The sequence below is a fragment of the Acinetobacter sp. genome, from assembly GCF_036659555.1.
Lineage (GTDB): Bacteria > Pseudomonadota > Gammaproteobacteria > Pseudomonadales > Moraxellaceae > Acinetobacter.
The window spans coordinates 1-23,547 of record NZ_JAVXCI010000004.1 but is presented as its reverse complement, the minus strand read 5'-3'; the positions used below and the strand labels follow the sequence as shown (position 1 = coordinate 23,547).

Genomic DNA, 23,547 nt, shown 5'->3' with positions numbered 1-23,547 from the left:
ATCGGATGAAATATATTCGGCAAATACAGCTTAGGCTATTTCAAGCAATATTCATCGCCAAGCTGCTTTTAAATGCAGCTTCAGCCTTCCCAGCCTAATACCGGCTTCTGGTTTAAGCGGATTTCCCTGCAGGACTTCCTTCCGCCCTGCTCTAGCTAAAAATAGCTGCGCAGGCATTAAGCGCCAGCGCCGTGCTGCGCCTGCACTTTTTTTGGCAAGCCAGCAATAAAAAACAGTCCAGCCAGAGTTGAAATGCCGGCCAAAATAAAAATGCTGCCACCGGAGAGCTGGTCCCAATAGTGCCCAGCAAGCATGCTGCCGCTGGCAACGCCCAGCCCCCACATAGTGCTATAAAGCGCCTGACCGCGGCCCTGCTGTCCCGCAGAAAAATTCTGAAAAATAATGCGCATTGCAATCATATGGAAAAGCCCAAAACTGAATGCATGAATGGTCTGCGCTGCAAACTGCAGGGCAAATACATTAGGATATGCCCCTGCGATGACCCAGCGCAGCCCGGTCAGCAGCAGGCAGGCGCAGACTAAAATGCGCCAAGAAAACATTTTCAGGAACAGATTTGCATAAGCAAACATAATGATTTCCGCAATTACCCCAACCGACCACAGCAAGCCAATCTGGCTGGTTGAATAGCCCGCCTGATACAGATAATTGCTGTAGAAGCTGTAAAACGGCGCATGTGAAAATAGCAGGATAAATTCAATGCTGAAAAAGCATGCAACCACGGGGCGCTTTAAAATAGGCAGCAGCGGTTCGAGCTGCTTCTGTGAAAGCGGCGCGCTGCTGGGTTCTTTAATGCTGAACGACCAAATAAACGCTAAGAATGCAATGCACAGCAGCAGCATGGGCAGCATGGATATGGGGATGATCTCCAGTAATGCGCCGATACAGAAAACCCCTGCAATAAAGCCGATAGAACCCCATTTCCGCACTTTGCCATACAGTTCTGCGCGCTGCTCTCCCAGCCAGAATAGCGTAACGCCTTCAAATTGCGCCAAAATTGCGTTTTGAAAGAAGCTGAAAATCAGCATCAGCAAGGCAATGGACTGGAAGTCATTGGGAATAATGAAAATCAGCAGCCAAATGCAGGATTCCATCCATGTCGCAATGCGCACCAGCAGCATGCGCTTGCCGGATTTATCTGCAATCCAGCCCCAAATAAAAGGCGCAAAAAAGCGGGTAATAATTGCAATGGATGCAAGAATGCCGATTTCCTGATAATTAAAGCCTTGATCTTCTAAATACAGGTTCCAGAACGGCATGAAAGTGCCGACAATAGCATAGTAGAAAAAGTAAAAACCGCCTAGTTTATGCTGGATTGGAAGGTTGAGCATTAAGCAGTATTCCCTTGTATTTACAATGAGTTATTTATTTTTAGAGTTGTATCACATTGTACCTGAAACGCCTAACGAGTAAACCAGCAGTATACAAAATAGTATACAAATCTTTTTTAAGTAAATTATTTCAAAATTTGTATACTTTGCTAATTATTTTAATAATATTAAAATTTTATAATATTTTACAAATACTTATTTATACCCAAATTTAGAAAGTATTTTTCGGATTAATTCAGAATTCAACCCTATGCTGAAGTGGTTTTATTAATCAATAAATATTATTATAAAACAATATCTTATAAGAATCGCACTTCATCTAAGGTGTAAAAAAGGCGCAATTTTTTGAATCAATCAATGAATTTCAAAATTTATACTTCTTTGCTGTAAAAAAACCGTCCTTTCGGACAGTCTATTTTGTTATTTCAGTAATGCATATCTTTGATGTGGCAAGGTCCTCAACTCAAACATATGCTCATAGTCATAAGCTGGCAGCTGTTTAAGCTCAAATCCATCATGTCTCATTGCAGGATTTTGCATAATGCTGGATTGTGGATATATTTTTCTCAATAGAGCCTGAGACTACATGGGGTAAAAGCTGATTCACTTTTACAAATATCTTTTCTGGATAACCAACCTGATAAGATTGCTGATCACGCTGAAGAAAATTATACAATTCTTCTGCAACCAGCTCGGGGCTGTCCATTTGTACTCCCAATTTCTGATTCATCTGAATCACCGCCAGGCTATTCATTGCCGTGCTGGTAGCGCGGGGAGAGAAATATCTGAACTTAATCACCGTTGTGCAGTATTCCCGCGCAAGCGCTTCTGTTGCCCCCCTTAGTGCAAATTTACTCGCGCAGTAGCTGACATAGCCAGGATAGCCAATGCTTCCGAAAGTGGAGCCAATATTGATAATTTGACTGGGGTTCACTGCCGACATCAGCGGGATAACTTGCTGAATCAGTTCCAGCGGATACACTACGTTTACCATCATCATTCTTTCAATCATTGCATCCTGCTGATCTGAGAATAAAGCAAAATCATTTATTCCGGCATTATTAATATAATAGTTGATCGGCGTATTCAGTACGGAAAGCGCCTGTATGAAATGCTGACGGCTTTCCGGTTTGGATATGTCACAGCATAAGCAGTTTAACTTGATGTCTGGATAGCTCTTCGCAAGTTTAGCCTGCATCTCTTTAAGCATGCTTTCATTCCTGCCTGCTAAAACAAGGTTAATGCCTTTTTTTCCTAAAGTATTTGCAATGGCTTGGCCAATGCCTCCTGTTGCCCCAACAATAACAGCTGTTAAATTAGACATAGTTTTTCTCACTGAATATAAAAATAGTTATGCAATATGCGCACGCCAAATTAAAAGTTATGATTCATTCCTAGGCCCATGCTGATGTACAGCTTCCGGTTTTCCAGCGGGACAAGAATTTCACGCCTGCCGTGCATAAAGCGCTTATTGTCAATAATGGCCAGATCACCGTCCTGCCAATTAATTTCAGCAGTAAATTTTTCACAGAGGCCTGCCAGTTCTGAAATTAAATCCGGGCTGATTTCCGAGCCATCGGCAAAATGGTAGCGCGGTTTTTGATAATTATAGGACGGCCCTAATAATGTATTTGCAAATGCAGGAATGCCCTTTAAATTATCATGCCGGATCATATTCACCTGTAAGCCATATTCAATTCCGCCATTCTCTGCAGGGCTGATGCTTTGGCCAGGAATCATGCCTGCAAAACGCTGCAAATCATTCCAGGTCGTCTCTTCAGGCATCTTGATATTCAAAGCAGCTGCAACATATTTTTGCCAAATATTTTTGGGCAGATACCGGCTGATCGTCATCGGCGCTGAAAATTTTTCCTTTAAGCTATCCGGCAAATTCAGCCAAACCAAATGGCCATCGCATACTGTAGTTTGAGAACCCTGCGAAGCGCTTAATGCACTGAAAAAGGCAATAATATCCGGCGGCAATGGCGTAGTTCCATTTTCAATATGCAGCCCTACAGCATGAGTGCCTGCATCCACTTTTTGCGATTGCTGCGTGATATTTTCACGCGCCGGGTCGTAAGTCAGCTTTTGGCATAATGATGCCATCAGCTGGCTGAAACTGGCCACGTCATAGTTTTCATTTCTCAGCAGAACCCAGCCGTTTTCGGTTAAAGCGGCTTTGATTTCTTTTCTTGCAGACTTTGGGAGAAGTTCTTTCTCATCCGCATTCATCACAGCTTGTTTCATCTTTCTATCTCACTGTTGCCGCTTATCGCCCAGCTTTCGCTTGAAGCAGAAATAGTTTTAATTTTCCGGAAAATTTATCAGTACGCTAATTCAGCAACAAATCTGCCTTAAAACGCTGCTGAATAGCATTTCTGCGCAATTTTCCATTATCTGTCAGCATTTCATTTGCTAAAGAAAACGGTTCTTCAGCGCGGCACCAATGCTGAATGCGGGCATAATCCGGCATGCGGGCATTGGCTTTTTGTATTGCCTGATCAACCATACTGTTTGACACTGAGTCTTTGGCATAAATCACTGCGGATAAATGCGGCTGCGCTTCACCAAAAACAGCAATCTGATTAATTTCAGGCTCACTTGCGCTATTGGATTCCACCCATTCCGGAGAGACATTCCGGCCAAAACTGCTGACAATAATCTGCTTAATGCGTCCGGTGATAAATAAGTAGCCGTCTTCATCAAAAAAACCCGCATCACCGGTATGGATATACTGGCTTGCAGGGAGTTCATTCAAATAGCCCTGCATGGCATTACCCTTTACCAGCACCTCGCCACTTGGAGTTATTTTGACTTCCACATGCGGCAATGGCCGGCCTACACTTCCTATTTTAATTGCATTGGGTAAATTCAGACTCACCACAGAAGCGCATTCAGATAAGCCATAGCCCTCATATACTGGAAGCCCGAGCTTTTCACACTGCATCAGCAAATCTGGAGCAACTTTTCCGCCGCCGACGGCGATGAATTTCAAGCTGCTGAAATCCTCAGGACTGTGCACTGAAATGTATTCCACAATGGCTTTAAGCATTTGCGGCAGCAGAATGACGCTTTCAATTTGATATTCATTTACGGCATCAGCGAAATTCTGGACTTTAAATTCATGATTTGAGATTAATCCGAATTGACTTACCTCTCCTACGGCCAATGATCTGCCCATGCTCAGTGCCACATATATTCCCGCTATATTTTCCAGCAGCGTGGTAAAAGGAATAAGGCATAAATGGCGCCCCAGCTGGCGTGAGGCCAGCGCATTGCTCAGCGATTGTGTAATTGAATCAATGGTATCCTCTCCCAGACAGACGCCTTTAGGCGTTCCAGTACTGCCGGAGGTATAGGTTATTTTCGACGGCTTTACAAAATCTGAACTTGCTTGGCTATGTGCGCTCAGACCTTTTTTATCAGCCAAATGGATAAATTGACCCTTTACAGTATTTGCAGCTGAAATATGCTTTATGGTCTTGCTGGCTTTCAGCTCTTCCAGCCATTCAATCCCCTCATTAGCATTACCGAATGCAGCAGGCATGAAAATTGTATCTGCGCGGCTATCATTGAGCAGATGCTGGATCTGATTTTTGCTGAAAAACAGCGGAATCGGAACAACCGTTATATTGGCTTTTTTTGCAGCCAGATCCATCACAATCCATTCGATGCTGTTGCTCCCGCAAATCGCAAGATTCCCGCTTTTCATCTGCATCAGTTCAGCAGCCAGATGGTCAACTTGCATTTGCAAATCAGCATAGCTAACTGTTTGATCCGCAGTCACCAGCGCCTCGCTTTCCGGGCTATATCTTGCATGATAGGCAATTGAATCAAATAATTTTTTTATCATCTTCAGAAATCCAAGTTTGAAGCTGGATATCCACCCAGTTTCATGAATATTTAGAAATTGGAGTCGTATATTTCCTGAGTTACGGCCAATGCTTCGGCCACATTTATCGCCAGCACGAGCGGCTTTTGCTGATAGTAGTTTCCCCATTGCTTCTGGGCTGCGCCTAGCGCGTTTGGATCCGCTTTATCCATGACATGAAATGCAGCCTCATCTGCTGCAAAACATAGCGGACAGCAACTGTGCCTGTACATACAGCCCATTCAACTTTTTGCCGGCTTAAATGGAATACCAGAAAAGCAACCATCAGTTTTGCATTTTCCATATTGAGAGAAGCCAAATTTCCGATTTCAACCAGCTTGTCCCTTGAAACCTTACTTTGGGTAAATTTTTCCAGGCTCACCTGCACCGGCGTTTCCAGATATTGTTCAAGAAAAGCATCTTTCCCGCTTAAATTTTCCATCCCAATTGCCACTTGCATCCTATTTTCGGTATAGCCGGCAAACAGTGTTGAAAAAAACTCAGAAAGTGATGCATTATGGATTTCTTTATATTTGTCACTGATAAAACTTTCAACGCGCACCCGCTCTAATGTACGGCGGCGGTCTAAAGTTTTAACGTCCAAACTGATGAGTGCATTTTTGAACGATACCTTAGGCAATGCTTCCACACAGTTTTTATCTGAATCAGTTTTAATAAATCGTTCTTTTTTATATTTTGAGTTATATAAATCTGAGTCTAAATAGTTAATCTTATTAGATGAGGAATTTTTAAATATGAATGTAGTCATTATCATCTCTCATAAAAACATAATAAGAAAAAAATAAAACTGTAAGCTTAAAATTCCCTTAAGAATAAAAATACATCACAAAACAAAAGCAAATTAAAGTAAATAAAATTAATAATTTATAAAAAAATAAAAAACATAAGTAATAAAAAATATTTTTAATATACCCACTTAAAATAAAAATCAATGATAATCAATATCACCAATAAAATTATAATCACCTATGCTTATATATAGTTTAATAATCTCGCTGACAGCAGGCTTTCTATTATAAATAAAGCTGCAGTCAGCGCTATGCTCGTATCATCATCTTATGCGTAAAAGAAATCCGTATTAATCACTTGAGGGCTTCTCCAATTTCAATCCAGGCATTCACTTTGCTGGCGCATTCTGCATGAATCTCAAGATTCTCAATGTAGCGGGTGTAAAGCTCTCCCATTCCACCTGTTTTCAATGCAGCAGTTTTATCGCACGGCACCAGCATTGCTGCTGGAATTTGCAATTTCGTTGGCGCGCTGGGCGAGCTGCAGGCTGTCAGGAGTAAGCCTGCAGTCACGGAACACATCGCGTTCAATAATTTTCTGCGTTTCATGTTTGATATCCCGGAATTCAATTTTTATTCTCTGCTGTTCTTCAATCAGCGCTTCATCCGCCCTTTTCACTTCCTCCTGCAAGGCATCTTGCGCAGCAATATACGGCGCAACGGCAGCGCTAATCCTGCCGCTGCAGATCTGTTCTGCTTTACGCAGATCACCGGCCAAGCTGTTGCAGTAAAGAACATACCCGGCAATAAATATCAGCAGTGCCAGAATGATCCATTTGTAAAGTGGCGCCAGCATTGCATCAATCATGAAGCGCTCCACTTTTTATAAGCATTGGCCAGCTTTACGTCATAACTGTTTTTGGCATAAGCAGCACCGTTATACCCACGCGCAAATGCTTTCCAGTCCTTATTTTTCAGGGCACTGATCAGGCCATTCACTTTAATGTAGCGGCACATTGCATCCAGCTGTGAAGCTTCGTCTTTATACATCGCATTGACGAAAGCCTGCAGCGACTTATAGCCCAGAGATTTCCAGTGATAGCCCATCACCTGCCCAAGACCCCAGCTTGCAGACTCCAGCGCCGATTCGCGGTGATATTCGGCTGCCGCAGCCAAACGGACATGCTGCGCAGAATATAGGCCATAGCCGCCTGCGGATGTGTTGCATAGATCCGGGCATTTGGCCATCATCACATCAACTGTTTTTGCTTGGCCATTCGCAATCAGGCGCTGGCGCATCACATGACGCTCAAACAGAATCACCGGAGTATTGTCAGCATTGAACCCTGATCCCCGGCACTCTACTTCATGAACCGCCTTTAAAGCCGCTGCTTCTACACCCAGCGCTTTCGCCTGAGCGCCTATCTGCGCATCGGTCAGTTTCTTGCTCATGAATCATTCCCGCCCTTGCCATTTCCCCAAATTGCGAGGAATGCTGCTTTAATTTCAGAAATCACCTCAGGCAGCGGCTTGCCTTTCAGCAGCGCAATCGACTGGTACAGAATGCCGATGGCTAAAAGGCCGAACACCGCGAACATGAGCATGATAAAGCCCTGATACATCGTGGACGTTTTGAGCATTTCAAAGTGCTCAATAAATGCCGAACCGCCATACAGGCTGACCGTTACGCTCGCCAGAAACTTGCCGATGACGCTCATGGAAACCTGAATTTTCCCCGTTTTATCAATGTCCCCGCTCAGCACCAAAGCCAGAATCGCGCCGACGACTGCCGGAATCACTTTGATTACCCACGGAATTGTACTTTCCTGCATCCCCAATACACCTATATTTTTGATATGGCTATTGTGTCGCCGAAGCAATCAGGCAAATAAAGCTTGTTCCAATAAAAAACCCGCCGAAGCGGGCTTAAAAGCGCAGTGGTTAATCCAAGCAAAAAACTGCTTTTTTGGAAGGCGGATCAAGAACCACGGTTTTATTTTCACCATATACAGGATCTACAATATATTGATCTATTGGACTGGCATCTGTAATGATGATCTCAATATCTGCATGGCTGCCCGCAGGGTTATAGAATGAGGCATACCCAACCCCATTATAAATCCCGTTAACAGGCGCAATTTCCTCAAAACCTGAACTAAGCGGCTTTACCTGAAGCCAACAACACCTTCATATAAAACATTGTTGATCTTGACGTCATAATATCCTTCACCTGTAATCATGCCCAATGTCACTTTCTGGGTAGCTCCTGCACAAACAGCATCCCCCATGCCTGCTTTAATGCGCAGCACCTGCACGCTGGGTACACCGGCATCCAAACAGTCCTGTACGGCGATGTAGTCCGGGTTCTTGGGATCATGGCCCAGCTGCCCGCGGATATTGCCCTGATGAATGGCCATCGGCGCATCCACCCGGCCGCGCTTGAAGCGGCCCAGGATCACGGCGCCTGTCAGGCCCTCTGCAGTTTGCTCTTCGGTGCGGTCAATAATGTCCTGACGCTGAATGCCGGCCGCTTCGCCTAAAATTTTTGTGGTGTTCATAAATTTGCCAGCCTTAGTTTTACCGTTATTCTGGCCCCAGCTGGAAAGAGTAAAAAATGCCTGTTCCAATTAGGCTTGTGCGCTACCCACGATGACCTGCGACTCGTCAAATTCTCCGTCAGAGAACGGACTTTCAATGTGGATCACGGCCAAGGTAATTTTGTTTAACGCTTAATCAGGATTTTGAGATTCATAAGTGCTTAACGGCAGAAATGTGGTTATCCGCGCAAGATGCCAGATTGCATTTTCATATTCAGCAAACAGATCATCAGGAACATAGACAGCAGTAGGTTCAGGACCGCTGCCAGTACCGCCGTTCCCGAATGCATAATTCCCTATTGTAGGCATGACTCTAGCTCTAAATACTGCTGTTTCTACTGAAGTACATTTTACAAGAGCTGAACTTCCTATCGAAATGAAGCTAGTCCCGAACTCGATTAATTTAATTTTATTACAATTGCTTAGAGCTGAGTATCCTAATGATTCTAAGCTATTAGGGCATATGAATTCAGTCAAATTCGAGCAATTTACAAATACTGAATTAGCAATTGATTTAAGAGATTGACCTAATTCTACAGATGTAAGATTAGACCAATTTCCAAATGCACCCGCACCAAGCTCTGTAACAGTATCGGCTATGACCAGTGCAGTAGCTGTATTTCTATACAATGTATTTCGATTGGCATCTTGCTCAACGATCGGGCCAGTTGATTCATAAATCCAAGATCCATTGACCAGATATTTAATATCCCAGTTTTCGGCTGGCGATGGCTTGGAAGCTAAGCAAAAGTGGAAGCTGCTGTTCTCGACTACTGCATGACCCTCTTCTATATCCGTGTCATCCGTAAATGAAGGCATAAATGTTGGCCTCAGCTCAAATGCTCTATGTCTGTCTGATTTTGGCGTGATTGAGATTTTCCGGCCGTTCCCGGCCAAGTCTTCAACTTTTAAACCGACTAGATCCATCGCTGCAGCATCCAGCAGTACAGCGCTAGACGCTGCAGGCAGGCCATTAATATAGATGTCGAATACAACATTATTGAATGTCAGGAACGGCAGCGTATCGCGTACTTTATTTAGGACAATCCTCTGCTGCACCTCAGGAGGCGTACAGCTGATGACAAAGCGGTCTTTGCCGTCAGGAGGATCAGTCTCACTGCCGTCATCCTCTTCATTCTGACCTAAACGCAGCACCTGCACGCTCGGCACACCAGCATCCAGACAGTCCTGCACGGCGATGTAGTCCGGGTTTTTGGGGTCATGGCCCAGCTGCCCGCGGATATTGCCCTGATGAATGGCCATCGGCGCATCCACCCGGCCGCGCTTGAACCGGCCTAAGATCACGGCGCCCGTCAGGCCCTCTGCAGTTTGCTCTTCGGTGCGGTCAATAATGTCCTGACGCTGGATACTGACCGCTTCGCCTAAAATTTTTGTGGTATTCATCTTTTCTTTCTTCCTGATCCCGAATTGCTTATGGCCTTAATAATTTCATTGCCCATTTTTATGAATGCATTGTGCTTTTGAGCTTCCGCTTCAATTTCAGCCTTCTTCTTTTCCCAGGCATCGGATGCATAAAAGTAAGCCTCAAAACTCACCGGCAGCTGCAGCGCCTCATGCATTGACATCCCGCAGCGGCTGGCTAGATCCTGCACGGCGCTAAGCAAATGACTGATCCAGTTCTTTGATGATTCCGAAAAAGGCGGCAGCGGGGCGAAATCGAAGCGGCGCGTCATCTGCACCTCTTGAAATGACCAAGCCCTGATTGCTGACATTCAGATGAAGCATGGTGAATAACTGATTGTTGATCGTAATGAAATCCTGATAGATCAAATCAAAATCGCTCTGGGTCTGCTGCTTTAAAAATGCCAACCGCCCAGAGAACTGCCTGATAAATTCACTGTCATTGGCGCTGCGGTCCGGGAGTTCCGACAGCTTTTCATGCCCGTCATAGCTGATTTGAAAGGCCAGCATGCATGCAATCCATTCCGCGGCATTCGCGCAGTGCTCTTCCAGATATTCTGCCTCCCTGCCGGTCAGCTGGCGCACAGTAATGCCATTGATTGTGCGTTCAGGCAGCCAATCGCTGTCCGTATTCAAAAAACAGGCTGAAAAGTCCGTATCGCTGGAAAAAAGTGTATTTGACTGCTTTTCCACATACTTCAGCATTAAAAAGTAGCGCTCCTGCACCGTCATTTTCAGGGGCAATTCTGCATTGGCCAGAACATGCGACAGAAAGGCGCTGATCCGCTTTTCATTCAGGCTTTTATCGATTACCGCAACTTTCAGAGAATCATTGAAGATGATTTCCTGCATTTGGTACGTGTTATTGCCGACCGGCACTGGATCAAAGGTAAGCATTGTTCAGTTTTTCTCCATAAAGATTGCGGACATCTTGAGCATCCCACGCCGCCCGGCTCATCATGCTGATATTCACCGCAAGGCTCAGACGGTTCCCGTGTTCATCAATCGGCGTGACAATCGGTGCAGAGACACTCTCGATAATAAAAGGCCAATATGTTTTGCCGTGTGTCGTCAGTGAGACATACGGCGGAATAATCCCGGAAAACAGCCCTTCAGCGCCTTCAGACAAAACGTCTGTCAGCAGCGTGCCTTGAGACAGCTGCGCCGGTACAGCCCAGGACTCCAGCCGCATGATTTTGTTTTCAACTTCTAATTTGGCATCCCAGAGTGCGATGAAAAACAGACTGAGGTTCAGGCGTACGGAAGCCGTGGACAGGAATACCTGCGTTGTATTCACTTTGTTTAAGTTGGTTTTTCCCTCAACAGATTTGGCCCATTCCGCAATAGGCTGCGCTGCCGATACTAATCCGTTAACCATCTCATCGGGAAGCCCGCCCATTGCTGCTCCGGCAACCGATCCCAATGAAGCAATCGTCTGGCCATTCTGCAGGCCGGCCATCAGCATCGGCATTTTCAGTTCAGGATTGGAGTTTTCAAAGGGCGTCTGCCACTGGCTTTCCATGGTCTTGTCGCCATCGGTCAGGAAAGCGCGGATCGTCGGCTGGCTTGAATCCACTTCAACCCTTTGATTGCCGTTTTCGTCGCGGGAAACCGTGCAGATATTGAATTCCGCAAATTTATGCTTTGAAACGCTCCCCCAAAAAGGGTCCGCGTTCATGCGCTCAGGCTGCGATGCTGCTGGAGCATTGGCTGCCGGCACTTGCGCAAGAGAATTTCCCATAAAAATAGCCCTGGTTTAAACAGGGCTATTTTCTCAAGGCCGGGCTGAAGCTGGCCTCTGCAGTTCCAATCTTAAGATGCCAGCTTCAGGCCTTCATTCTCATGCTGCTTAATTTTTTTGATAATTTCAGCAGCTTTGTTATAGGGCATCACAATTTCACCGTATTGATTTTCTTCAGCGCCCCAGAAGCTCAATACAGCCTGCTTGATAGCCGGACTGCTCAGGCCATCGCCGTTGAAAACATAGCTGCTGCGCTCAGGGCGGACATAAAGCTGATAGCCGGCAAGCTGCTCATCAATCCGCAGTTTGCGCGGATGCATGCCTTTATCGCGCACCATATCAAACAGTTCCTCTGGACTTGCAGCATGGGTAAAGTTGTAATTCTTCTCCCTTGGCACATCCTGAGGATCACTGTGCTTTTCGATTAAAACGATTCTGGTCATTACGCCAGTGCCGGCATTCTTGAACGTGCTTTGCGGCAACTCAATGGTTCCCGTCACATATGCATCCTTTTTGGCGCCAAGCCAGTCCGAAAGCTTTTGATCCATCGCGCCGCGCGGAATAAGCGCGACAATGCGGCCGCCATCATATAAGTGCTCAAATGCCTTCATCACATGCTTAATGGCGATAGATCCTGCATTGCCATACGGCGGATTCATCACAATTGCATGATATTTATTGTTTGTGCCAAGGCTTTCAAAAGCGTCAACAATCACATTGGCGCCGGTATTCGCCATTTTCGCACGGCTTGCCAAGGATTCTGTCGGCTCAACCATCGTCAAGTTCGCATCAGAAGGGACAAATCTGCCTATCGCGCCATCGCCGGCGCTTGGCTCAAGAACTTCATCCCCGGCATGCACTCCCGCCCACTCAATCATCTTATAGCCCAGAGGCTCAGGCGTGGCGTACCACTCCTTGCCTTCCCGGTTCCGGCGGCTTTCAGTGCGCTTGCCCTTGGCATAATAGTAAGTCAAGGCCTGATCAAACGGCGTCAGCTTAGCGATGCGCGCATTTTCCTCGTCATAAGCCTTGCCGCCGACACCATCCAGCGCGCTGGGTTCATAGTAGTCCGCTTCCTCATAGGCGCGGATCAGAGCCTCTTTAATGCTGACCAGAGCATCACTGCCTTTTGCAAGGTTATCTACTGTTTCAGCGCGCCCTGCAATCGTATCCGCGAATGCAGCCCGCTCCCAGCCGGTTCCGGTCGTCATGTAGCGCTGAATCGCATTGGATGACTGGCCGACCCGGTAAATGCGCCCTTCCGTTTGGCGCAGCTTTGCCGGCTTGACCGGCTGCCCGATATTCACGATAACGCGCGGATATTTCCCCGTTGTGTCATGCAGGCTGATACCGGTTGAACCGGCATCTGACTGGACAATCAGGACGTCAAAACCCGCACTGTCATCATTGAACAGGTCTACATTCTTTTGGCGGTCCTGCTTTGAAACGCGGCCGTTAAATAGCAGCGCTTTCGGGAATGCAGCTTTCAATGACTGAATAGGTGAAGGGTAGTCAAACGACAGGGCGACCAGATCCGGCCGCTCTTTCACAAATTGCTCATACTCACGCTCTGCTGCATGGGAATTATCAGCCTGATTGAATCCGCCCTGATTCACCGCAAACGGCTTGAATCCGCCGCCGTCATTGTAGTCGTGAAAAATAACCGCTTTGCGGCCTAAGGCCAGATTCTTTTTGATGAAGCCTAAGCCTTCATTTGCCTTAATCGCCTCAAGCAGCCTGCGGCGGGACAGATAATCAAAGCGTTTCTGAATCAGTGCGCTTAAATTCTGAAAACGGCGATTTCCAGCATCATCTTTTGCATCACTTAGGAAATTCAGCCCTTCATCAATTGCTTGGCCCGCTTTTGAGCGGATCAGGACGAACTTGCGGTCATAGTCATAGTTGAGCACCAGATCGCGGCCGGAAAGCGCGCCTGAGCTTTTCAGGCTTTCCGCGAACTGGCGCTCCATGACCCCGCTGTCAACTTTGCCGTCCGGGCGCGTCAGCTTGTTGTAGCGCATGCGGAAGCCGAACTTTTCCATATAAAATTTATCGCGCGCGCTGCCGGCATTGTACCGGGATGAATCATTTTCAAATGCCGCGGACGGATCGCTGTAATGAAATAAATAGCCCTCCGCCCAATCAACACTTTTCAGGTAGCTGAAAGGCGTAGCGGATAAAAAGATCACTTTTGCGCGTTTTCCCGTTTGATTTTTCCAGCTGTTTCTCCAGGCTTCCCGGTGATCCTTGATCAAATTTTCCCAGTCAGACCATGCTTCTGCTGGAATGTCCTGATCATTGATTTTTTTCGGGTACTGGTCAGCAAACTTAGTGCTGGCCCATTCATCAAAGCCTGCATGGTGTCCCGACAGCGCGCGAAGCTTTCTTAAGGCATTCGTCGCTTCGCCGTCCGCGCTCTGCGAAAGCGTATGCGATTCATCAACAACAATTAAATCCCACTGCTTATGAACCAATGATCCGTTGGACCCGAAGTTCGCAAAAGTGGTGACAACGATATTGCTGATTTGCCCGCCATTATCCTGAGAATTTTTAAGCTGATAAATGTTCAGGCCCAGAGGCTTGCCGCTTTTCACAAAATCACGCGCAATTTTATCGCTTAAAGTCACAATCAATACATTCTTTAAGCCCGCATTGACTGCGCGCTTGACCGCGCCCAGCCCAGTGAAGGTTTTCCCCGTCCCCGTACCGTTCGTGAATAAAATGCCATTCTGGTTATCAACCATTAAGCGCTGTTCAGCCTTAACGACATCCCCCTGCTGCTCAGGCAGCAGATAAGGCAATGCCTCCTGGATATTCTCAAGGCTTCCCCATTCAGTCGCTACATTTTCGGCCTGCTTCTGCAGGATCTCTTTTGCATCTAAGGCAGCTCTAGCTGAATGAGCAGCCCGTATAACTGATCGATCTCTTGACTGCTTAACAGGTGATCGCTGGCGCTTGCCGCCGCCGCTTCGGCTGCTGTCATGCCCTGTATCAGCGGCTGGACTTCCCCCGCCTGCAGGTTCATCTCGATGATTTCCTCCATCAAGTAAACCTGCATCATGTGATGCTGGTAAGCCAGTATCACTGTTTCCGAGTATCCCTTGCTCAGCATTTGCTGCTCCTGCTGGTGAAGGCGCCGCTGCAGCTCCTCCTGGCTCAGCATCAAGAGCTGCTGATCCTCCTGATCCGCGGCGAAGTCCGCCAAGCTGTGCCAAACCTGCATCGGTATCTGTAGCATTAGATAAAACCCCTTTTACTAATTTCTGATCATCAGTGAGTAAATTTTCATTTATTTCAGGCAAGTGTTTTGCGCGGACTACGGTATGACCGTTATAGATAAAGGCATACGGGTCATATTCTTTGGCGGTTTTCAGCGAAATGCCGTGCAAAGAAATGACAAGCAGCGGCTTGCCTTTCTTCGTGACATATTCGCTTAATTCATTCTCGCAGGCATAAAATGCAGCAGCCTGTTCCAAAGATTCAACTGAGCTGCCCGGCGCGCTTTGAATTAAGAATGAGCGCAGGCCTTCATCCAAATTGCTGACCGCATGCGCATGCACAAATTTGGCAAGGCTTTCCAGCAGCTCATTATCTTCATCCTGCCGGGCATAAATCAGCGCCTGTTTCGCAGCGCTTAAATCCAGAGCGATTTCACCGGATAACAGCTTTCTGTAGTATTCAGTGATCTGATTGCTATTTTTCAAGGCAGCAATCAGTTTGTCTAGAGAACTTAAGACGTTCTCTGATTTTAAAATGAAATTTTTTTCAAAAAAGAACATACAACCCTCAACACAGGCTTTCAATTTGACCATGTTAAGGGTGTAAGGATGCCTGTTTTTTGACTGTTCCAATCAGCTGGGCTGGTAAAGGATCTCAAACAATGGATTGGATGCTGAATCAAAACTGGAAATTAAGCTTTTTTCCATCTCATCCACAATCAAGGCAGCAAGGGCAACCGTATCAACGGTACTGCCGGCCTTTTTCAGGGCATTCTGAATGATTTTGCTCTTCACATTCCTGTCATCAAAAATGATCGCCGGCACCAGGTTTTCATGCCGCTGGGCGGCCAGCTTCAGCCGCTCCAGCCCGACAACAAGATAATACTTATGCCCTTTTTCAATCACCAACACCGGATCTTCTTTGTTGATTTTGCTCTCGTCCACCTTAAGCGCCTTGTCTGTGACAATTTGCTTTAACGGAATATGCTCATAGCTGCCGTCTGCTGCCCATGAATCAAACTCAGACCAGGTGTGCTGAAGCTTCTGCGGCAGATCCGCCATGGCAATCCGCTGAATGCTCCCGAAGCCTTGCCAGCCCGCTTCAAAATTTGAATGATAGATCTGTTTAGCCTCATCCTCAGATTCAGCGCCGATAATGATTTTATGCTCATCAAAGGCGCCAGCGGCATTCAGCTGCCGAATGATATAGGCCTGTTCCGGTACTGAATCCAAGTGGTTTTTAACAAACACATCGATTTCATCGCCATCCGCGCCCATTGTATTTTCAATGTAGCCATAGTGATGCTGCATTTTGACTTCCCACTTTTTGCCGCCGGGATCTGTGCCGGCGCGGACGGAGTCTGCAGGATTTTCAATTGCAATATTCAGTCCGCCAATCTGCACGGCGCCTTTGCGGTATTTGCCGGCAATCAAGCTCGCCTGATCCGGCAGCTTGGCGCGGCTGTAGGGAGAAGTTGCTGCCTGATGGGCATGCTGATCAAACAGCGTGAATGGCTCATTCGCCGAGTCAAACATGCTGATCGTGGCATTGTCCCCGTAATTGTCATTGATCACTGATACGGCGTAGCTGATCGCATCTTTAATGCTGACTGGCTCTGGCTCTCCAAACAGCCCCATATTCAGCTGATCAATCGCCTGCTTTTCGGCAAACGCAGCCATTGCCTTAAACAGCATGCTCATTTTTTTGGCGCTGCGGCTGTTCTTTGAAAGGAACACGGCCAGCTCCGGCACACCCTCTGCCAAGCCGCCGAATAATCCCTGTTGCTGAACAAACTCTGCAATGTCCTGATCATTGTGCTTGGCTGCAAGGATTGTATTGGCGGCATCAATAATCGCATTGGTGACGCGCTTGTCCAGCGCCTGCTCGATCCCGTCTACAATTGAGCTGGATACATCCTGAATATCACCACGGCTAACCGCTTGAGCTTCAATAAACTTGGGCGCTGCGGCGCCTAAGGCATTCAGCATGTTCTGCAGATCCGGTTTTGTTTGATCCGCCATCATTTCCAGCAGCCGGTCATCGTTATAGGCTTTGCTGAAAATGGCCGCCTTAATCCGGGCAACCAGCGCCTGAGTCGGCTTGCCTTCGGTAGTGATGTACTGGGCCGCTTCCGTATCGCCTATGGATTTCAGGAAGCCATGAATGAACTTCTGATTGCCGGCCGTCAGCAGGTCGCCGTCATCGCCTGGAGTAAATAAGGCCAGCAGGTTTTCGTCCAGCCGCTTGGCGTCTGATTTCGCGCGCTCAGTGGCGCTGAATGACAGCTTATCGTCCTGATTGGCCTCTACCGTGAACTGAACCCGGTCCACTTCTGAAGTGCGGATGCGGACAAGTATGGGCTGCTTGAAGCTTTCTGCCTGCGCAGCGGAAAAGCCGAAATATTCCGCTTCTTCAATCAGCCATTGCCGGTATTCTTCAGCCTGCCCGCGCGCATACGCCAGCTGAATGGCCATAGTGCGGCCATTGCCCGATTCAACGGCCAAGTCATCCCCGACAATCGGGGCGCCGGTATCGGCCCGGCCGGAACGCCCAAGGCTTTCAGGATCTAATCCGTTTGACGTTTTTTGAACCCAGGCCTGTGAGGATTCACGGCTGCGGTCGCGCGGCTGCAGTTCCTGAGGGTATTCTGGATTTTCAGCGCCGGCGGCTGTATGCGAAGCGGTGACTTCATCAGACTCAAGCAAGGCAAAAACAGTGGAAACCTTGGTTCCTTTGGCTGTTTTAACATTATTGCTACGGCCTTTAATTACACCAGGGCTAAAAGTCTTAAATAGTGTCTTGAAAACTTCTTCTTCAGATAATTCATGACCTTCCTTATCTGTAATACTGAGAATTTCAATGTTGATTTCTTGATCGGCTTGTGCTTCAATTGAATTGAAAGCAAGCTCCTGTTCGAAACCTCTCGTCTTTGATTCTTTATCATCGACCCACGAGGAATCGAAACCGGGAGCTTCTTTTTTTGCCGCAAGATAATATGCCAGCAAGCCGTTTGGCAGTTCACCGACTTTAATGCGTGCCGTAATACTCAGCTCATTAATCTGTACTGTTTTCTCAAAAGTATAGAATGCGGCAAAATCATCAGACCGCTCTTTATTCAATTCTTCCCGTTCACCAATTTTACCGTGCATTAGGATTTCTGGAATGCGGGGAATGATTAAAGCTGAATTTGGCCGCATCCGGTGAAGCATCTTTCCTTTTGATTTTGAATTAATTGCTACCAAGCCAATCTGTGTTCTAACTTGTTTTGACTGGAGTTTTTCAGAAAAATAAGATTTTGCAGATTTAATGAAATCTCCCTGATTTTCTTCAAGGATCTTAAGAAAATCTTGATCAGCCTGCTGGCTGTCCCATTCAGCAATCTCATTATTCTCAACTTTTGAGATTAATTTATCGATTGTTTTTAAAACTTCAGATTCATCCTGAATGTTGTCAATTTTTGCAAAATCACTCATCACATACTCAAAAAAAATAGCCCAGTGAAGGGCTATTCTGAAAGATGCTGCAGGCCGGATTATTCCGCTGTTCCAACCATTTCATTGACTTGGGCAATCAATACATTGACTGCCTCAATCAGCAGCGGATCATGCAGGTTTTTTTCAGCCTCAGCCCGCACTTGCTGCAGCAGCTCAATAGAAACGGCAGCCTTGCCGTCAATAATGGATTGATACAGCGCGCTGGCGGCTTCAGCAGCCGGTCCGCCTAAAAGCTCAATCAGTTCACGCAGGCGCTTGGCGCTGCTGAGCTTTTCCATTCCTTTCTGGTCTGGAATAGCTTCAATCAAAGCGCGCAGCTCTTTGGTCAGCTTCAGTTTTTCCATTGCATTCATAATCTGCAGATCCTATCAGTGAATTTTTGACGCTTGGCCGACTTGGTAAACGGAATACGACGATACAGCCTGCTCAAACAGATCACTCAAATCAGCCGGCAGGCGGTTCCCGATTTCTTCCAGCTGCGCTTCAATGGCATTGGCCTGAGTGAAGTCCACCTCGCCCTTAATCACCTTATTCAAGTAATCGGCATCATCCGAATTTCCTGTACCGCCTTCACCGGCGCCCGATGCCTCCAGCATTTCAGCAAGCCCTCCAAAGGCAGGATATTGGACAATCATTGCCTCAACTGTTTTAAAAAACCGCGGCGCGCCATGTCCACGGTTCCATGCGCGGGTTTGGGCATTATTGGCCGAAACTGCCCACTCACCGCCGGTATGCAGATACGCAGTCCAGGAATCAATCTTCTTGTCATTCTTGAACGCCTGATAGTATCCATCGCCCAAATCTTCAATAGGCGGGAATGACTTGTCTTTTGGCACCTTAGGCGCCGCTGCCGGCTGACCGCCTGTGCCGCCGCTGGCCGGTTCCGCCGGCGGTGCTGCCTTATTTTTCTGAACCTCATCCAGCTGATTCAGCAGCCCCTGAATTTCAGCATCAAGCGCCGCCTTCCGGTCCTGCTTTTCCGCAATGCGCTGCAAGGCATCGGCCAGCGCTTTTGCATTTTCCGCTTTTTTAGCCTGAGTGCGCTTAAAGCGGGCGCTGTTCTGATTCACCAGCTTCATGATCCGGCCGGCCAGCACCGGCATTGCAATGCCTTCACCCTGGTTCGGCTGAATTGCCCCGGTCACATCGCGGTTATTCATCAGGATCTTCCAGGATAAGAGCGTGTCCTGCGGCGTAATTTTCTTGGCTTCGCGGTCAGGATGGTGAAACAGGATTGTGATGCTTTGGCCGTCTTCAAAACTGTAGGTCACTGCAACATTCAGCACTTTTTTATGCTTGAACGGCTTTTCGCTCTGCTCAACATTCAGGACCTTCACGCCGCCTTTGGATGTGCTCTGCATGGTCTTGTGCAGCATGCCCATTAATTTGTCCAAATACTGATATTCCACAATAATGGAGTCAAAATCCGCATACACTGCGCCAATCGATTCCAGCAGCGGCGCCAGTCCGTCAAATTCCTGCAGCAGGCCGCCATGGTCATCATGGCGCTGCAGATCCAGCATTAAATTGGCGGTCTGGCCGTCATGGGACGTCAGGTTGATTCCGTCCCAGCCGGGCACGGTGGCGCATGTGACATCCTGAAGCTGGGCCAGCTGCCATTCCGGGATGATATTCGGGGTTTTATGGTAATACGGCGCCGCCAAATGGCGCATCAGCCCCTGCGGATTGGTTTCAATCACACTGTCTACCGCTGAATCAAACATGCGGCCGAACTGCAGAACCGCCAGCGATGAAGCCTGCGCATCATCCACGGCGCCCAGTACCGCAACTGAATCAAATGCCGCAATATTCCCTGTCCGGCCCTTCAGGTTGACGATGCGCCACTGATCATCATCTGTGGCAGCCTCAGTGACAATCGCATTCAGCGTCCGGCATCCGCCCTGAATGACGCCGATGGCGCATGAACCGCTGTTTACGGCTGAGTCAAAGCCGGCAACGGTGCGCGACTGATGCGGCGCCCAGCGCTTTTTGAAAATATCCTGATTACGCATAAAAAATGCCTCAATTTTTTGTACTTGAGGCAATTTTGTCATTTTAAATTTCGCGCCGGCCTAAACTGTTCCAATCACTTCAGCATGGGGAACATTTTTATAAAATTAAGGGTTACGATCCCAACGCCGCCGCGGTTCGTCACATCAAGCGGGATGCCGGCTGTCTGCAGGGCGACCAGATGCTGAACCTCAAACACTCTTGTTGAATAGCTGTGCCTGTCATAAATATAAATGGTCATCCGCATCAGGTAATCTTTCGGCAGGGCCTGCGTTCCGCCATTTTCACCCTTTGGAAACATAATTTTTTTGACCGCATTTGCACTGTGCAGTATTGCCCCGTCCCGGGTTTCGATGAATGGGATTGAGATTTCACCGGAGCTGTTTCCGGTCAGGAAGTTGAGCTGAAAGCTGCCGACATTGGCGCTGTCGGACTGGGCATCCAGCACCGAAAGATCAATACTCTGGCATAGCCAAGGCAGCTTGTAGTTTTCATCAAAGAACGGGATCAGTGAGTCAAAAACCTTCTTTTTTAAAAGTGCTCCATTGGGATCAAAAGGCTGCAGCTCTACGCCAAAATGAATGTTTGAAAGCGTACCCAAAGCATATAAAGCCTCATATTCAACCTTCGCCTCACTAATCGGCATGCCGGACCACATGCCCCCGGCCGCTTGCGATTCCACTTCCATGCTGATGGCCGGCAATGTGCCGCCGTTAAAAGTGCCCATGACTTACTCCGCCCCGCCCCGCTGTCTGGAAGATGCTATATCCGCTGCCACGCGCTTGGCATCGTCATAGTTGAAGCCGGCATCTTTCTCTAAAATATACTGCATGGTTTCTTCCGCAAGATCTGACTCTTTCAGCGAGTTGATCACCTGAATTTTCAGCAGTGAAGTGTTCATTTGCGTCTGCTTATTGGTGTTTTCTTCGGTGACGGCTGCCGATTGGCTGCTTGAGAATTCAACCTGCCAAGGATAGTCCCGCGGATCAAACTGCTCGTTATAGGCATAGCCCCAGTCCAGATGCATCACGTCATTTACAAATTGCGCTGCTGACTGCCTGATCCACATTGAACGGCGCATCACTTGGCTGGAATAAGTCAGCGTGGCAGCGCCATCGCCCAGCCCGCCGGCCAGCATGTCCGCCCAGCCGACCATGGACGGGTCAAGGCCAAAGCCGCCCATCAGCAGGCGCACATTGATCATGAATGTTTCAATATTGATCGGCGAGTTGCGCTGGCCCTTAATATCGCCCACCGGATTCAGGATCTGCTTTTCATCCCAGGTCGGCAGCACATGGTATTTGGTGTTCCATACGCCTTCACCGCCCTGCAGGGCATTCCTCACAAACTTTTCATGCTCCTGAATCATGCCTTCCAGCCCGCGGACATACGCTGTGCGCTGCGCTTCAGGCATGCCGGCCATGTTGAGCGTCAGGAACATTTGATTCACGGCATCCGCGACCTGCTGGCTGTTCATGGTAGTTAAAGCCAGCAGCACATCATCATAGGCGCTTTCAATGGCGAACAGGAATGAGCCTCCGATCATCGCCGGCAGGATCGGCAGCTCTTCCGGGTCATCTCCCTCCAGCATCTGGGTAATCAGCCCTGTTTCCACTAAATCAAATTGCGGCACGTTCACGATGCGGGGCATCTTCAGCCGAACCATTTGGGTTGAGCTCAGTTTGGTGAGGGTCTTCATCCAGTTCTTGGGATTCAGGGCAAAGAACGCCACGGTTTTGCTGCCCTGCTCGAATGCCTGAATCAAGGGCGGATGGGTATACTCATTGCAAAGCATATCCGTTACGCCTTTTCCCTTTTTGCCGTATATGCGCGCATAGGCATCACCGAATGAAATGCCGTCAGAACAGATCTTGGTGATGTATCTGTTCAGCAGCGTTTCCATGGGCTTGATGCGCTTCTGCAGCTTCTCAAGCTGGGCATCTGCGGCTTGGCCCTTTTCTCCGCGCAGGCGTTCTGCCGGCGTAATGAAGATCTGCTGGCCGTTGTGGGTATCGCCGCCTAAAGCTGCCGTGACATGGATGCCGATGCCTTCGGCAACGGGCGCAAAACGGAGCATCTGCTCCCATTTGGTGAGGATTTCCTTGCGGGTTCTTTTGCGGTTTTGCGGCGTCGAGTTCGTGCCGAGGGAAAACGGCGCAAAGGCATCGTACATCTGCGCCATGGTTTCCTGATTGTCATTTGCCAGCTGTTGAGGAATGCTGCCGGCGCTTGGCCCAAGCAGTAATGAAAGGATGTCTGAAGCAGCCATACCGAAGCCATAATTCTAAAATTAGGGTCAATTCTGGCTGAACCGGGCAGACCGGAAAGTATTAAGTTCCATTCGGGTTATCTGGAATGTCCTCTTTGTCCGGTATATCAATGCAGACGCTGGGAAACTGGATATTTAAAATGCTGAGGACCGCTTTCACGAAATTCACAATCTGCTCCGTCACCGCCATCATCATGGCCTGCAGATACATTTGCATCGCTTCGCGCAGCTCCAGCGCCAGACAGCTGAAATCGGGGTAAAACGGGGACGGAAACTTGACTGCCGGCAGCGGCGGAAACCGGATCATTTCAAAGACGGCATTTATGTCCATTTTCAGGGCCTGTATGGCCTGTTTCACCGCCTCAAACTCATTTGCAAAGGCTTCGGCCACGGCGCCGGTAACGGCTTCAATTTTTGCCTTGACCGTCTGCATAATCATGGCCTGCAGTTCTTTTAAAGACGGCAGCTTGGGCAAAGTTAAAACGGCATTGATCTTAAGCTTGCTCAGCACCTGGTCAATCAGGCCTTTCACCAGTTCAATCAAGCCGGCGCCGCTGAAATTATAAACCGCTTTGATGATTGCATTGATTTCAAATGACGGGATGCTCAAGCCAAAATAGATCGGCAGCGGCAGAAAGGCGGACAATGCATCTAAAAATGCCTGCCCATGCTGCTTCAAGGTATCTTTAACCCGCTGCCTGAGGACATTTGCATCCATTTCCATCAATTCAAGAATACTGATATTCAGTAAAGGAATTTTAGGCAGCAGATCCGCCAAGCTTTGCCCCAGCAGGCTGGCCATTGGCCGAATCATCGCCATCAGCGT

General features: G+C 47.9%; 21 protein-coding genes and 1 pseudogene. All 22 read right to left on the bottom strand.

Going from position 1 to position 23,547, the window contains the following annotated elements:
• Positions 1-176: 176 nt before the first annotated feature.
• Positions 177-1,349, bottom strand: coding sequence for an MFS transporter (locus RSA72_RS01120; protein WP_332624058.1), 1,173 nt, complete (start codon positions 1,347-1,349; stop codon positions 177-179).
• 514 nt (positions 1,350-1,863) lie between these two features.
• The gene (locus tag RSA72_RS01115; protein ID WP_332624059.1) at positions 1,864-2,673 is read right to left on the bottom strand and encodes an SDR family oxidoreductase; all 810 of its coding nucleotides are present in this window, start codon (positions 2,671-2,673) and stop codon (positions 1,864-1,866) included.
• Positions 2,674-2,723: 50 nt separating this feature from the next.
• Positions 2,724-3,596, bottom strand: coding sequence for a TauD/TfdA family dioxygenase (locus RSA72_RS01110; protein ID WP_332632648.1), 873 nt, complete (start codon positions 3,594-3,596; stop codon positions 2,724-2,726).
• 85 nt (positions 3,597-3,681) lie between these two features.
• Entirely contained in the window at positions 3,682-5,349 is a 1,668-nt protein-coding gene (locus tag RSA72_RS01105) for an AMP-binding protein (protein ID WP_332624639.1), read from the bottom strand.
• Positions 5,253-5,989, bottom strand: a pseudogene (locus RSA72_RS01100) (thermostable hemolysin). The gene RSA72_RS01105 and the pseudogene RSA72_RS01100 overlap by 97 nt, the downstream one beginning before the upstream one ends.
• 334 nt (positions 5,990-6,323) lie before the next feature.
• A complete protein-coding gene (locus RSA72_RS14570) occupies positions 6,324-6,470 on the bottom strand; it encodes a hypothetical protein (protein ID WP_443098275.1) in 147 nt (48 codons plus the stop codon).
• Positions 6,451-6,837: a hypothetical protein gene (locus RSA72_RS01095; RefSeq protein WP_332624125.1), complete on the bottom strand. Its 387-nt coding sequence runs from the start codon at positions 6,835-6,837 to the stop codon at positions 6,451-6,453. Before RSA72_RS01095 ends, RSA72_RS14570 begins: the two co-directional genes overlap by 20 nt.
• Positions 6,834-7,421 (bottom strand): N-acetylmuramidase family protein, encoded by a 588-nt coding sequence (locus RSA72_RS01090; RefSeq protein WP_332624126.1) that lies wholly within the window; start codon positions 7,419-7,421, stop codon positions 6,834-6,836. Before RSA72_RS01090 ends, RSA72_RS01095 begins: the two co-directional genes overlap by 4 nt.
• A complete protein-coding gene (locus RSA72_RS01085; protein ID WP_332624127.1) occupies positions 7,418-7,801 on the bottom strand; it encodes a hypothetical protein in 384 nt (127 codons plus the stop codon). The genes RSA72_RS01090 and RSA72_RS01085 overlap by 4 nt, the downstream gene beginning before the upstream one ends.
• A gap of 333 nt (positions 7,802-8,134) precedes the next feature.
• Positions 8,135-8,527 carry a hypothetical protein gene (locus RSA72_RS01080; RefSeq protein WP_332624128.1) on the bottom strand — a complete coding sequence of 131 codons (393 nt, stop codon included), beginning with the start codon at positions 8,525-8,527 and terminating at the stop codon, positions 8,135-8,137.
• Between the two features lie 171 nt (positions 8,528-8,698).
• Entirely contained in the window at positions 8,699-9,970 is a 1,272-nt protein-coding gene (locus tag RSA72_RS01075) for a leucine-rich repeat domain-containing protein (protein ID WP_332624129.1), read from the bottom strand.
• Entirely contained in the window at positions 9,967-10,146 is a 180-nt protein-coding gene (locus RSA72_RS01070) for a hypothetical protein (protein ID WP_332624130.1), read from the bottom strand. Before RSA72_RS01070 ends, RSA72_RS01075 begins: the two co-directional genes overlap by 4 nt.
• Before the next feature lie 37 nt (positions 10,147-10,183).
• A complete protein-coding gene (locus RSA72_RS01065; protein WP_332624131.1) occupies positions 10,184-10,885 on the bottom strand; it encodes a hypothetical protein in 702 nt (233 codons plus the stop codon).
• Positions 10,872-11,729: a hypothetical protein gene (locus RSA72_RS01060; RefSeq protein WP_332632646.1), complete on the bottom strand. Its 858-nt coding sequence runs from the start codon at positions 11,727-11,729 to the stop codon at positions 10,872-10,874. Before RSA72_RS01060 ends, RSA72_RS01065 begins: the two co-directional genes overlap by 14 nt.
• 71 nt (positions 11,730-11,800) lie before the next feature.
• Entirely contained in the window at positions 11,801-14,530 is a 2,730-nt protein-coding gene (locus tag RSA72_RS01055) for a DEAD/DEAH box helicase family protein (protein WP_332622551.1), read from the bottom strand.
• A gap of 77 nt (positions 14,531-14,607) precedes the next feature.
• Complete coding sequence (locus RSA72_RS01050; protein ID WP_332622550.1) at positions 14,608-14,967, bottom strand: hypothetical protein; 360 nt, start codon at positions 14,965-14,967, stop codon at positions 14,608-14,610.
• Positions 14,968-15,580: 613 nt separating this feature from the next.
• Entirely contained in the window at positions 15,581-18,421 is a 2,841-nt protein-coding gene (locus RSA72_RS01045; protein ID WP_332622548.1) for a hypothetical protein, read from the bottom strand.
• Positions 18,422-18,480: 59 nt separating this feature from the next.
• The gene (locus RSA72_RS01040) at positions 18,481-18,795 is read right to left on the bottom strand and encodes a hypothetical protein (RefSeq protein ID WP_332622547.1); all 315 of its coding nucleotides are present in this window, start codon (positions 18,793-18,795) and stop codon (positions 18,481-18,483) included.
• Positions 18,796-18,810: 15 nt separating this feature from the next.
• Positions 18,811-20,454 (bottom strand): hypothetical protein, encoded by a 1,644-nt coding sequence (locus tag RSA72_RS01035; RefSeq protein ID WP_332622546.1) that lies wholly within the window; start codon positions 20,452-20,454, stop codon positions 18,811-18,813.
• 74 nt (positions 20,455-20,528) lie between these two features.
• Complete coding sequence (locus RSA72_RS01030; protein ID WP_332622544.1) at positions 20,529-21,179, bottom strand: hypothetical protein; 651 nt, start codon at positions 21,177-21,179, stop codon at positions 20,529-20,531.
• A gap of 3 nt (positions 21,180-21,182) precedes the next feature.
• Positions 21,183-22,721: a hypothetical protein gene (locus RSA72_RS01025; RefSeq protein WP_332622543.1), complete on the bottom strand. Its 1,539-nt coding sequence runs from the start codon at positions 22,719-22,721 to the stop codon at positions 21,183-21,185.
• A gap of 61 nt (positions 22,722-22,782) precedes the next feature.
• Positions 22,783-23,547, bottom strand: a 765-nt coding sequence (locus RSA72_RS01020) for a hypothetical protein (protein ID WP_332632644.1), incomplete at its 5' end; no start/stop codon positions are given.